This is a genomic window from Cohnella candidum (genome assembly GCF_003713065.1).
Taxonomy (GTDB): Bacteria; Bacillota; Bacilli; order Paenibacillales; family Paenibacillaceae; genus Cohnella; species Cohnella candidum.
The window spans coordinates 1,160,272-1,172,411 of sequence record NZ_CP033433.1 but is presented as its reverse complement, the minus strand read 5'-3'; the positions used below and the strand labels follow the sequence as shown (position 1 = coordinate 1,172,411).

At 58.3% G+C, this 12,140-nt stretch carries 11 protein-coding genes; all 11 read right to left on the bottom strand.

Annotation, left to right across the window (positions count from 1 at the left end):
• Positions 1-55 precede the first annotated feature (55 nt).
• The 11 genes from EAV92_RS05440 to EAV92_RS05390 all read right to left on the bottom strand — a co-directional run bounded on the left by EAV92_RS05440 (position 56) and on the right by EAV92_RS05390 (position 12,122).
• Positions 56-544 carry a YlbF/YmcA family competence regulator gene (locus tag EAV92_RS05440; protein ID WP_123040122.1) on the bottom strand — a complete coding sequence of 163 codons (489 nt, stop codon included), beginning with the start codon at positions 542-544 and terminating at the stop codon, positions 56-58.
• A gap of 17 nt (positions 545-561) precedes the next feature.
• On the bottom strand, positions 562-2,148 hold the full coding sequence (gene miaB, locus EAV92_RS05435) for a tRNA (N6-isopentenyl adenosine(37)-C2)-methylthiotransferase MiaB (RefSeq protein ID WP_123040121.1): 1,587 nt from the start codon (positions 2,146-2,148) through the stop codon (positions 562-564).
• A 95-nt stretch (positions 2,149-2,243) separates the two neighbouring features.
• Positions 2,244-3,416, bottom strand: a complete 1,173-nt coding sequence (locus tag EAV92_RS05430; protein WP_123040120.1) for a glycerate kinase — start codon at positions 3,414-3,416, stop codon at positions 2,244-2,246.
• A 23-nt stretch (positions 3,417-3,439) separates the two neighbouring features.
• Positions 3,440-4,018, bottom strand: coding sequence for a phosphate propanoyltransferase (gene pduL / locus EAV92_RS05425; RefSeq protein ID WP_123040119.1), 579 nt, complete (start codon positions 4,016-4,018; stop codon positions 3,440-3,442).
• 89 nt (positions 4,019-4,107) lie between these two features.
• A complete protein-coding gene (locus EAV92_RS05420) occupies positions 4,108-4,974 on the bottom strand; it encodes a 2-oxoacid:ferredoxin oxidoreductase subunit beta (RefSeq protein WP_123040118.1) in 867 nt (288 codons plus the stop codon).
• Between the two features lies 1 nt (position 4,975).
• Positions 4,976-6,712, bottom strand: a complete 1,737-nt coding sequence (locus EAV92_RS05415; protein ID WP_123040117.1) for a 2-oxoacid:acceptor oxidoreductase subunit alpha — start codon at positions 6,710-6,712, stop codon at positions 4,976-4,978.
• Positions 6,713-6,895: 183 nt separating this feature from the next.
• Positions 6,896-7,831: a dipeptidase gene (locus EAV92_RS05410; RefSeq protein ID WP_123040116.1), complete on the bottom strand. Its 936-nt coding sequence runs from the start codon at positions 7,829-7,831 to the stop codon at positions 6,896-6,898.
• A gap of 153 nt (positions 7,832-7,984) precedes the next feature.
• Positions 7,985-8,245 (bottom strand): stage V sporulation protein S, encoded by a 261-nt coding sequence (locus tag EAV92_RS05405; RefSeq protein ID WP_007430104.1) that lies wholly within the window; start codon positions 8,243-8,245, stop codon positions 7,985-7,987.
• Positions 8,246-8,418: 173 nt separating this feature from the next.
• Positions 8,419-9,213: a TIGR00282 family metallophosphoesterase gene (locus tag EAV92_RS05400; RefSeq protein ID WP_123040115.1), complete on the bottom strand. Its 795-nt coding sequence runs from the start codon at positions 9,211-9,213 to the stop codon at positions 8,419-8,421.
• A gap of 82 nt (positions 9,214-9,295) precedes the next feature.
• The gene (rny, locus tag EAV92_RS05395; RefSeq protein ID WP_123040114.1) at positions 9,296-10,840 is read right to left on the bottom strand and encodes a ribonuclease Y; all 1,545 of its coding nucleotides are present in this window, start codon (positions 10,838-10,840) and stop codon (positions 9,296-9,298) included.
• 259 nt (positions 10,841-11,099) lie between these two features.
• Positions 11,100-12,122, bottom strand: coding sequence for a regulatory protein RecX (locus tag EAV92_RS05390; RefSeq protein ID WP_123040113.1), 1,023 nt, complete (start codon positions 12,120-12,122; stop codon positions 11,100-11,102).
• Positions 12,123-12,140 lie beyond the last annotated feature (18 nt).

Here is a 12,140-nt window from a genome sequence, read left to right as displayed (position 1 = left end):
CGGAACGAAAAACCGCACATCCCAAGGATATGCGGTCTGACTCGCGGGCTGACTCTTATTCGCCGTATCCGTCGGCAGGTGCCTCGGACGGCTTGGCCGCTTCCACGTCGACCTTCTCGGCGACGGTGTCGCGGATGATCGATACGATGGACTGCAGCAAATAGTTGACGTCCACCTGGCTTTGCTGGAATTGCTGAACGACCGGCATCGTGTCCAATTCGTCCTGAAGCTCGTCGATTTCCTTCTGGATTTTCTCGACCATCTGCTCGTTCTTGAACGTCGTCTCGAACGCGACCAGCTCTTTTTGCTTTTTCTTCATGAGGGCGATCAGCCCTTGGACCTTCTGGTTGTTCTGGATCAGCCGCTCGGCACGCTGGTACAGGCTGACCTCTTCGGTCGTCGTGATCAGGTGCGCCAGCTCTTTGGCCCGGGCCAGAATGTCCTCGCGGACGATCAAATCGCGGTTATCGAAGACGGGAACGGAACAGCCTTCCCCGTGTTCATGGTCATGGTCATGGTCGTGATCGTGCGCATGTGCGCTCATTTCGGTCAGCTCCTCTTTTATCCTGCGTTGGCGGCCGTTTCCGCCGTCTCTTGGCCCACCGCTTCCGCGCGGATATACCACGTTTGCGGCGTCGTGACGCGAACGTTCACGAATTGCCCGATCCATTCCTTCGGACCTTCGAAGTGGATCAGCTTATTCGAACGCGTCCGGCCGGACAGCACGCCGGCTTTCGTTTTGCTTTCGCCTTCGACCAACACCTCGACCTCTTGCCCGGCCAGCTCGAGGTTGCTCTCCAGCGACAGCTCGGCGATCAGGTCGTTCAAGCGCAGCAGGCGTTTTTGCTTCGCATCGTAAGGAACGTCGTCCGCCATCTCCGCGGCCGGCGTTCCTTCGCGCGGCGAGTAGATGAACGTGAACGCGGATGCGAATTTCGCTTCGCGCACGAGCGACAGCGTTTCTTCGAATTGCTCTTCCGTTTCGCCCGGGAACCCGACGATGATGTCGGTCGTCAGCACGGCGTTCGGAATGGCGGTCCGGATTTTGCGTACCAGCTCCAGGAAGTGCTCGCGGGAGTATTTCCGGCTCATCCGCTTCAGGATCTCCGTACTGCCGGATTGCACAGGCAGGTGGATGTGCTCCACCAGGTTGCCGCCGCGGGCCAGCACTTCGATCAGGTGATCGTCGAAATCCCTCGGGTGCGACGTCGTGAAGCGGACGCGCGGGATGTCGATTTTGCGGATATCGTCCATCAAGTCCCCGAAACGGTAATTCCGGTCCGAGAAATCTTTGCCGTACGCGTTCACGTTCTGGCCGAGCAGCGTAATTTCCCTGAAGCCTTGGCGAGCGAGCTCGCGAACCTCGGCGATGACATCCTCCGGCAGGCGGCTGCGCTCCTTGCCTCGCGTGTAGGGAACGATGCAGTACGTGCAGAACTTGTCGCAGCCGTACATGATGTTCACCCAAGCGCGAAGGCCTTCGCGTTTCTTCGGAAGGTTCTCGATGATGTCGCCTTCCTTGGACCACACCTCGACGACCATTTCCTTGCCGAAGTGAGCTTCCTGCAGCAGCTGCGGCAGACGATGGATGTTGTGCGTGCCGAAAATGATGTCGACGTGCGCGTGCTTCTGCATAATGCGGTTGACTACGGAAGCTTCCTGCGACATGCAGCCGCAGACGCCGAGGATGAGCTCGGGCTTCTCCGTTTTCAGCGTCTTCAGGTGGCCCAGCTCGCCGAACACCTTGTCCTCCGCGTTCTCGCGGATCGCGCACGTATTCAGCAGGATGACGTCCGCTTCGGCGCGCTCCTCCGTAGGCGCGTAGCCCATTTCTTCGAACAGGCCGCGCATCACTTCGGTATCGTGCTCGTTCATCTGGCATCCGTACGTGTAAATCAAATATTTTTTGCCTGCTCCGAGCGTCTTGAACTCTTCCGGCACGGCTTCTTCGTAGTGGACCCGGATATCCTCCTTGCCCCGCCGTTTCTCGTCTTTGTACGAGGGAGCGGAATGGACGGTCACCTCTCTGCCGCCGATGCGGTAGGTCGTTTTGCCGTCGTGCTCCTTGACGACTTTGGCGGAGGAGAAATCGAAGTATTTGGAATAATCCTTCCCGGACTTCGGATCCGGAGCGTTCTCCTTCGTCATGTCTATTTTCACGTCCTTCTCAGATCGCAATGTTCAATCCTAGGCTGCAAACCCAATAAAAAATTATAGCATATAAGCCTCGGTTTGTCGCCGTTTTACGACCTTGGGAGACGGTCGGGGTCTTTCCTGACCGCCTGTCTCCCTGAGAGAAGAATGCGAAGGATTTGCCCGGTTTGCCGCCGAGTCCAGGCGGCGACATGGACCGTCGCGTCTTCGAGCGAACACGGTCCGGGCAAGACGGAGAATGCCGCGAGGAGACCCATCTCTTCGATCTCCTCCGCCGATACTTCCAAACTGCCGCACAGCGCGATGACGCTCACGTCGTACAACCTTGCTTTGCCGCAGATGCCGGCGATCGCTTTACCGAATTTCGTCTGCTTGTCCAGCCTGCCCTCGCCCGTGATGACGAGGTCCGCGGTTCGCAGATGCTCTTCAAACCGGGTGAGTTCCATGACCCATTCGATTCCCGGCCGGGATTCCGCCTTCAGCACCGAGAGCAGCGCCGCTCCCATTCCGCCGGCGGCGCCGCTTCCCGGAAGCTCCGCGACTTCCGTCCCTGTCGCCTGCGAGAGAACCTTGCCGTACCGTAAGAGTCCTTCGTCCAATTGCCGAATCATTTCCGGCGTTGCGCCTTTCTGGGGACCGAACACCGAGGAGGCGCCTTGCGGCCCGCAAAGCGGGTTCGAGACATCGTTTGCCATCTTGAACTCGGCTTCCGCCAGCCGCGGATCCAAACCGGATAAATCGATGCCGGACAGCTCCGCCAACGCGCCGCCGCCATCCGGCAGAGGTTCGCCGTCCGCGTTCAGCAAGCGCATTCCAAGCGCCCTCAACATCCCGGCTCCGCCGTCGTTCACGGCGCTGCCTCCGAGGCCGATGAGGAACCGGCGGTATCCCGCTTCGAGTGCGTGCAAGATCAACTCGCCCGTTCCATAACTGCTCGTCAGCAGCGGATTCCGCTCCTCCGGCTTCAGCAGCGTCAAGCCGGAAGCTTGGGCGGCCTCGATGACGGCTGTTACCCCGTCCCCGAGAACGCCGTATGCCGCTTCGACCGGGCGTCCAAGGGGATCGGACACGCGGCGACGGATCGTCTTTCCGCCCGTAGCGAGAACGAGGTTGTCCACGGTGCCTTCCCCGCCGTCCGCCATCGGCATCAGGATCGCTTCCGCGTTCGGATCGGCGTCTTGGATGCCGGCCCGGATGCATTCGCATAACTCTCGAGCGGTGGCGGAGCCTTTAAACGAATCGGGAGCCACGATTATCCGCACAGATCGGCTCCTCCCTTAACGGATTAGTCCAAAATCTCTCCGAATTCGCCCGTCGTGACGCCGGCCGCGTTCCCCTCGTCGGTGTCGATGTGCATGTCGAGCGCGAAGTTGTCGGAGACGCGAGCCAGCACTTTCTCGAAAACGACTCCCCGTTCGCCTCCGATTCTCACCCGCAGCATCTGCTTGTCCTGAATGCCCCATCTTTCGGCATCGGACGTATGGAAATGAATATGGCGGGCGGCGACGATAACGCCTTCGTTCACCGTCACTTCGCCGGCCGGACCCACGATACGAACGCCGGGCGTATCGGCGATATTCCCGGATTCGCGGACCGGCGCTTTTATCCCGAGAACGAAGGCGTCGGTACGGGAAATTTCCAACTGGGTCAAGTTTCGGGCCGGACCGAGGATGCGGACTTTCGGAAACGAGCCTTTGGGGCCGTATACCGCTACCATCTCGTTCGCGGCGTATTGCTTGGGCTGGGAGAGCGGCTTGAACTCGGTCAATTTGGCGCCCGGGCCAAACAAGATTTCGACATGCTCCTGCGTCAAGTGGATGTGGCGAGCCGAGACGCCAATCGGCACTTTTTTCGGTTCCTGCATGGGCTCCACCGCCTTTTTTCTTCCATTGTAACGCAAGAAGCGCGCGGGTCCAAACCCGCGCGCTTCGCAATTCCGATATTTTCAGGCGATTACTTGAATTCGGTCAACAATTTGTCGAAATCTTCGCGGGACAGCTCCAGCTTCTGCTTGGCCAGGCCTTGCTCTTTGAAGCCGACGGCCAGATCCTCGTAAGATTTGCGTGCTTTGTCCTGATAGATCAGGCCCGTCAGCATGCCGTGCGTCTCCATGATTTTGTTCATGGCCGCAACGCGGTTCGACGGATCGTATTCCGGGAATTGCTCCAGGTTGACGATGTTTTCCTTGAACCAGTCGTACGTGTTGACTTTGTTGAACGTTACGCAAGGGCTGAACACGTTGATCAGCGAGAAGCCTTTGTGCTTGATGCCCTCTTCGATCAGGGCCGTCAGCTGCTTCAGATCGCTGGAGAACGATTGCGCCACGAACGTCGCGCCTGCGGACAGGGCGATTTCGAGCGGGGACAGCGTGGTCTCGATCGAGCCTTCCGGCGTCGATTTCGTTTTGAAACCTTCGGCGCTGCGGGGGGACGTTTGCCCTTTGGTCAGGCCGTAGATTTGGTTGTCCATGACGATGTAGGTCACGTCCAGGTTACGGCGGATCGCATGGACCGTATGTCCCATGCCGATCGCGAATCCGTCACCGTCGCCGCCGGAAGCGATGACGGTCAGCTCGCGGTTCGCCAGCTTCACGCCTTGCGCGATCGGAAGAGCGCGGCCATGGATGCCGTGCAGGCCGTACGCGTTGATGTAACCGGAGATCCGGCCGGAGCATCCGATACCGGAAATGACGGCCAGCTGCTCAGGCTCGAGGCCTACGTTCGCAGCCGCGCGCTGGATCGCCGCCTGAACGGAGAAGTCTCCGCAGCCCGGGCACCAGTTCGGCTTGACGTTATTGCGAAACTCTTTGAATGTCGCCATCTTAGTTCAGCTCCTTGCAGGCTTTGTAGACTTCCGAAGGCAGGAACGGCGTGCCGTCGTATTTCACGACGTTTTGGATCTTATCGTGGTAGCCGAGGTTTTGCTTGATCAGGTTAGCCAGCTGTCCGGTCGCGTTATTCTCGAGAACGACGACTTTCTTCGCCGACTGCAGATGCGGCTCGAGCAGCTCGTTCGGGAACGGATGCATTTGGCGAACCGTCACGTGCGCGGTTTTGACGCCGTCTTGCGTCAAACGATCGCGGGCTTCCTCGATCGTGCCGCCGGTCGAACCCATGGCGACGATCAGGATGTCGGCGGTCGGATCTTCCGCGATCACTTTCACCGCGTTGGTCACGCGGAGCGATTGAACTTTGCCGAGGCGTTTGTCCATCATTTTCTGACGGTTCAGAGCGTTCTCGGAAGGACGGCCTTCCTGGTCGTGCTCGACGCCGGTCACGTGGTGGATTCCGTATTTCATGCCCGGAACGACACGCGGGGAAACGCCGTCTTCGGTGAACTCGTAGCGCTTGAACATGCGGTTCTCTTCCAGAGCCGGCAGTTCGCCTTCGATGAGTTTGCCGCGGTTGAGTTGAATGGAATCGAAATCCAGCACGTCGCAGGATTGCTTGCCGAGCGACAACTGCAGGTCAGTCGCGACGATGACCGGGATTTGGTACTGTTCAGCCAGGTTGAACGCTTCGATGACATCGTAGAAGCACTCTTCGATGGTGCTCGGAGCGACGACCAGCTTCGGAATCTCGCCGTGGGTACCGTAGATCAGCGCGTTGATGTCGGATTGCTCCTGCTTCGTCGGAAGGCCCGTGGAAGGACCGCCGCGCTGGGTATCGATGATGACGAGCGGAGTTTCCGTCATGCCGGAAAGGCCGATCGCTTCCATCATCAGGGACAGGCCCGGACCTGCGGAAGCGGTCATCGTGCGGACGCCGGCGTAGTTGGCGCCGATCGCCATCGTGACGGCGGCGATTTCGTCTTCCGTCTGGACGACGGTACCGCCGAATTTCGGCAGCTTCTTGATCAAATATTCCATGATTTCGGAGGCAGGCGTGATCGGATAGGCGGACATGAGGCGGCAGCCGCCGGCGATCGAGCCCAGGGCCATCGCTTCGTTGCCGATCATGAACAGCTTTTGCACGCCGTCGGCAGGCTCGAGCTTGAACTCTTCGAGCGGTCCGCCGGCTTGCTCCAGCACGAATTCGGATCCGCGGCGCACCGCTTCGATGTTCTTCTCGACGATCGCGGGTCCTTTACGTCCGAACTCTTCTTCCACCGCTTGGTTGAACACTTCGATCGGCAGGCCGAGCAGCGCCCAGGACGCGCCGGATGCGACCATGTTCTTCATCAGGGATGTGCCGAGCTCTTCCGCGATTGCCGTGATCGGAACGGCGAACAGACGCGCTTGGATGCCTTCGGGAAGCGTCGGCGAGAATTTCGCGTCGGCGACGACGACGCCGCCGGGACGAAGCTCGCCCGCGTTCAAATCGATGCTCTCCTGGTCGAATGCCACCAGGATGTCCAAGTCGTCCGAGATCGCGCGAATCGGCTTCGTGCTGATGCGGATTTTGTTATTCGTGTGTCCGCCTTTGATCCGCGAGGAAAAGTGACGGTACCCGTACAGGTAATAACCCAGCCGGTTCAATGCGGTCGAGAAAATACGGTCGGTACTCTCAACGCCTTCCCCTTGCTGGCCGCCAATTTTCCATGACAGTTGACTGATCACAGTGTCCATCTCCTCTTAATCTTTTCCGTGACGGTAGTGCGATGTATGATGATAAATTTTTAACATTAACCATATAAATTTTATGTTTCGGTCTAACAAAATGCAAGACAAATCGTCGGGATTAAAAGATAGTTCTTTTCGATGGAAACGATATCGGAAAGAGATGGATGTGAGGCCGACAATTCAGTTTGGGAGATTTTTTGAGAAGAATCGTTTGGCGTTTCCGCCCATGAATCCTCTCACCTGATCTTCAGGGAATCGCTTCAGCAGCGCTTCGGCCAGGACCGGGTATTGGCCGGGTTGGGCCAAGCCTCGAGCGTGCCGTTCGATCCCGTCGAAATCGGAGCCGAACGCGACGTGCCTCGGCCCCGCGATCGAGCACACGTACTCCACATGGCGGAGGACGTCTTCGATTCTCGCGGGCTCCTGACCGGTCAAAAACCAGGGAACGAACGTGACGCCGATCACCCCGTCCACCGCGGCGATCGCGCGGATCTGGTCGTCCGTTAAATTCCGCGATTGCGGCACGAGCGCCCGAACGTTCGAATGCGAAGCGAAAAACGGCCGCCGTGCCATGTTGGCCAAGTCCCAAAAGCCCCGATCCGACAAATGGGACACATCCAACAGGATACCCAACCCTTCGCACTCGGCAACCAGTTGTTTGCCGGCCCGGGTCAAACCGCCTCCGCGCGGCTCCGTCGCGCCGTCGCAGGCCCAATTCGCGTGGTTCCATGTCGGTCCCAGCAAGCGCAACCCAAGGCGATAGAGCAGCCTCAGCGCCCAAAATTGGCCCTGCAGGCCGTCGACGCCCTCCAGGGAAAGCAACGCCCCGATCGGCTCCTTACCAGTGACGACGTCGACGTCGGAACCTCGCAGCACGGGCCGAATATCCGGATGCGCGAGCACGCCGCTCCAATACGCCTCCGCGGCCCGGAACACCGTCTCCGGCTGTTTGGGCAGCGCCTCGGGGAGGTACAGCGCGAACACCTGCAGCTCCACGTTTCCTTGTTTGAGCCGCTCTGCGGTCACGTCCAGCCGATCGTCGGGCTGGAGCAGGCTCAGGCCGGGGTGCAGCAGCATTTTACTGATGACGTCGCAATGAAGGTCGGCGGTAAACATACGACATTTCCTCCTTCCGCGGGTTCCCTGATTTTATCGAATCACACAAAAAAACCTGTCAGGCGTCTTCGGGTTACGGCAACGCGGCACGTGGCTGCGGCCGGCTCGTCAGAACGCTGGCAGGTCGTCGTTTATTCGGTTCGCTTTCTTCTTTCAGCGAGGCTCTACGATCAGCTTGATTGCCGTCCGATCCTCCCCGTCGATGACGATATCCGTAAAAGCCGGGATGCAAATCAAGTCGACCCCGCTTGGTGCCACAAACCCTCTCGCGATCGCCACGGCTTTAATCGCCTGGTTCAGAGCACCCGCCCCGATCGCTTGTAGCTCGGCGTTTCCGCGTTCGCGCAGGACGCCGGCGAGCGCTCCTGCAACGGAGTTTGGATTGGATTTTGCGGAAACTTTCAAAACGTCCATGTCCAGTACCTCCTCTTGGGAACCGGCCGACATGCCGCTAATGCCGGCATGGTCTGACCGACTGCATCGGAATCAAAGGTTGGGCTCACTAACGGATACTATTCGGTGAGCCGACCAATAATTCCTTCTTTCCAAAAGGGCGGTAAGCGGAAATTGCAGAAATTTTTAGAAAATTACGTCGCAATCCAAGAATCTTCATCCGTGCGGATCAATTGGACCTTCTGAGCATGGCCGGTAGCCTCGTCGATTTCGACGAAAACGCCGTTTAACGTCCATTTGCCTTCGTCCACCACGAACCGGGAAGGAAGACCTGTCAGGAATTTGCGCAGCACGCCTTCCCTCTCCATCCCCAGCACGCCGTCGCGAGGGCCGGTCATGCCGGCGTCCGTGACATAGGCCGTACCTTGAGGGAGAATGCGGTTGTCGTGGGTTTGCACGTGGGTGTGCGTTCCGACGACGAGAGACGCTCTGCCGTCCAGGTACCAGCCCATGGCGATTTTCTCGCTCGTCGCTTCGGCGTGGAAGTCCACGAGAATGCATTTCGTTTTCTTCCGCAGCTCGGCGATCAGCTCGTCCGCCGTGCGGAAGGGATCGTCGGATGGCGGCAGGAAAGTACGACCCATCAGGTTGACGACACCCAGCTCCTTGCCGTTCGCTTTGATGAGCATAGAGCCCTTACCTGGAGATCCGGCCGGCAAATTCGCGGGACGGACCATTCGCGACTCGTCGTCGATGAAATCGAAAATTTCCCGGTTGTCCCATGTGTGGTTGCCCATGGTGATGCCATGGACGCCCCAATCATATAAGTCTCGCGTAATGGCGGCGTTGATTCCCCGGCCTCCCGCGGCGTTTTCCCCGTTGGCGATGATGATGTTAGGATGATACTTCTCCTCGATCCATGGCAGCAGACGTTTGACGGTATCCCGGCCGACGTTGCCGACGATGTCTCCGATAAACACGACGCGCATGACGACATTCTCCTTCCGTTAAGAAAGAAAAGTGGCTGCTTGTGCCGCAGCCACTTTCCAGCATTCCCGGTATAACCTGTTTTTATTTCGCGTACTCGACGGCGCGGGTTTCCCGAATGACGGTGACCTTGATGTGACCCGGATAATCCAGCTCGCTCTCGATCTTCTTCGTGATGTCGCGCGCCAGGCGGAACGCTTCCGTATCGTCGATCTTCTCCGGTTGAACCATGACGCGCACTTCCCGGCCCGCTTGGATGGCATAGGATTTCTCCACGCCTTCGAACGATTCGGAAATGTCCTCAAGCTTCTCGAGCCGTTTGATGTACGTCTCAAGCGTCTCGCGGCGCGCGCCCGGACGGGCTGCGCTGAGCGCGTCGGCGGCGCCGACGAGCATCGCGATGACCGAAGTCGCTTCCACGTCTCCATGGTGGGAGTGGATGCTGTTGATGACGACCGGATGCTCTTTGTACTTCTTGGCCAATTCAACGCCGATCTCGACATGCGAACCTTCCACTTCGTGGTCGAGCGCTTTGCCGATATCGTGCAGCAAGCCGGCGCGTTTGGCAAGCGAAACGTCTTCTCCCAATTCCGCAGCCATCAGTCCGGTTAAGTAAGCGACTTCCATCGAGTGCTTCAGCACGTTCTGGCCGTAACTCGTCCGGAATTTCAGGCGGCCCAGGATTTTGATCAAATCCGGATGAAGACCGTGCACGCCGACCTCGAAGGTCGCCTGCTCGCCGTATTCCCGAATCCGTTCGTCCACTTCCTTGCGGGACTTCTCCACCATTTCCTCGATGCGGGCCGGGTGAATCCGTCCGTCCGCGACCAATTTCTCCAGTGAAGTTCTCGCAATTTCGCGCCGAATCGGATCGAAACCCGACAGGATAACCGCTTCCGGCGTGTCGTCGATGATGAGGTCGATCCCCGTCAACGTTTCAAGCGCACGGATGTTGCGGCCTTCGCGGCCGATGATCCGGCCTTTCATCTCTTCGTTCGGCAGCGTTACGACGGAAACCGTCGTCTCCGCCACGTGATCCGCGGCGCAGCGCTGAATGGCGAGCGAGATGATGTCCCGGGCTTTCTTGTCCGCTTCGTGTTTCGCTTCTTGCTCGATATCCTTGATCATTTGCGCGGTCTCGACGCGTACCTCTTGTTCGACCGTCGACAAAATCAGCTGCTTCGCTTCTTCCGTCGACAGGTTGGAAATGCGCTCGAGCTCCACCACCTGACGTTTGTGCAGGATTTCGACTTGTTCCTGGGATTCTTCGACTCGTTTCTCTTTGTTGGCAACTTGCTCCTCTTTACGTTCCAACGCTTCCAGCTTGCGATCCAGCGACTCTTCCTTCTGTAACAGCCGCCTTTCCTGGCGTTGAATTTCGTTGCGGCGTTCGCGAATGTCGCGTTCCGCCTCGTTACGGAGCTTATGCACCTCGTCTTTGGCTTCCAGCACCGTTTCTTTCCGAATCGCTTCCGCGTCTTTCTTGGCGCTTTCGACAATTCGGCTGGCTTCTTCATTGGCGCTGGAAATCTTCGCTTCCGCAATGGATTTGCGCACGACATAACCGATCCCAAAGAAAAGCGCGCCAACAACGAGAACGATCAAGACCCAGATCCAGGTGTCCAGCATGGTCTCACCTCCTCGTTGCATCACCAAGGCAAACGCTTGGGATACTTATGAAATTGTTGTTTGCCGGTTTCCAGACCGTTTACTTTCCTTGTTGGCAAAGCATAAGAATAGGGTCGAAAAAAAACGTTCCGAATCATTTTTTGGAAGGAAAAAGGGTTCGGAATGGGAAAATGGAATACAGACTCATTTTATCTTTAGCGAAAATGAGTTGTCAAGCAATGCCGCCGGCGGGCAGGCGCCTTCCGGAAGCCGCCGCGGCTTAATCCAGAGCGTCCGGATCGGCCGCTTCGTTCATCTCCCAATCCAGACTCCCCATATCTCCATCTTCTCCATCGTACCCGATGCCCCATCCGCGCTCTTCGGAGTCCGACGCGTCCGCGATCGCGCGGTCCATCGCCGATCGAACGACGCCGTTCGGATATCCTCTTCTCATCAGGAAAGCGGTCAGCTTCATTTTGCGTTCCCGAAGCTCGCCTTTGAGCTGAGGCCATTTTTTGCGGGCTAGCGCGTACGCGGCTTCCAGCTCTACGTCCGTGTCCAGATCGCCGAGCGCACGGTCGGCGTCTTCCTTGGCAATACCCCGTTGGAGCAGCTCCTGCCGGATCAGCCGCCTGCCTTTGCGTTGTCCCGTTGCCCGTTGTTCGGTGTACCGCTTGGCATAGGCCGTATCGTCGAGCATCCGTCGCGAGCGCAACCGATCCAAGCAGCTTTGGATGACGTCCGCCGCGAAGCCTTTGCGTTTGAGCGCGTCCGACAGCTCCCGGCTTGTCCTCGCTTTGCGTTCGAGGATGTTCAGAGCGGCGCGGTAGGCTTCTTCTTGCGCTTCTTCCTTGCGCAGCGTTTCCCATTCTTCCGGCGACAATCGCCGCCCTTTCAACAAACGCATGCTCACGAGCGTATCCTCGTGCACCGTGATGACGGTTTCGTGACGATCGGCGGCGGAAGCGGCCGACGCGCCGGCAATCAAAGCGTCGACTTCATCATTCCAATCTTCGGTATTCGATGCCGGCGGTATAGAGAAGTTTGGCTCGAATTCGTCCGAATGATCCGGTTTCAATTCACCGAGCAGCCGGATCGCGATTCGGTACATGCCCGGCTGCTTCGGATGCGATTCGACGGCGGCCACTTCCGCTTCCGTGATCCGAAGGAATCGGTCCGCAACGGACGGTTCGCCGGACGAACCTTTTTGCGGGCTTTCCGTCTTGGAGCGCTTGCCTTTCGCCGCCGTCTTCCTCGCGTTTTCCGAACGCTTGCCGGATCCCCTTTTGCCGAATCCGTTCAAATTTCATTCCTCCTTATC

Excerpts from the sequence above, each read along its gene's own strand:
- EAV92_RS05440 (WP_123040122.1), bottom strand. The coding sequence starts at position 544 with ATGAGCGCACATGCGCACGATCACGACCATGACCATGACCATGAACAC.
- miaB (WP_123040121.1), bottom strand. The coding sequence starts at position 2,148 with ATGACGAAGGAGAACGCTCCGGATCCGAAGTCCGGGAAGGATTATTCC.
- pduL (WP_123040119.1), bottom strand. The coding sequence starts at position 4,018 with ATGCAGGAACCGAAAAAAGTGCCGATTGGCGTCTCGGCTCGCCACATC.
- EAV92_RS05420 (WP_123040118.1), bottom strand. The coding sequence starts at position 4,974 with ATGGCGACATTCAAAGAGTTTCGCAATAACGTCAAGCCGAACTGGTGC.
- EAV92_RS05410 (WP_123040116.1), bottom strand. The coding sequence starts at position 7,831 with ATGTTTACCGCCGACCTTCATTGCGACGTCATCAGTAAAATGCTGCTG.
- EAV92_RS05405 (WP_007430104.1), bottom strand. The coding sequence starts at position 8,245 with ATGGACGTTTTGAAAGTTTCCGCAAAATCCAATCCAAACTCCGTTGCA.
- EAV92_RS05400 (WP_123040115.1), bottom strand. The coding sequence starts at position 9,213 with ATGCGCGTCGTGTTTATCGGAGACATCGTCGGCAACGTCGGCCGGGAT.
- rny (WP_123040114.1), bottom strand. The coding sequence starts at position 10,840 with ATGCTGGACACCTGGATCTGGGTCTTGATCGTTCTCGTTGTTGGCGCG.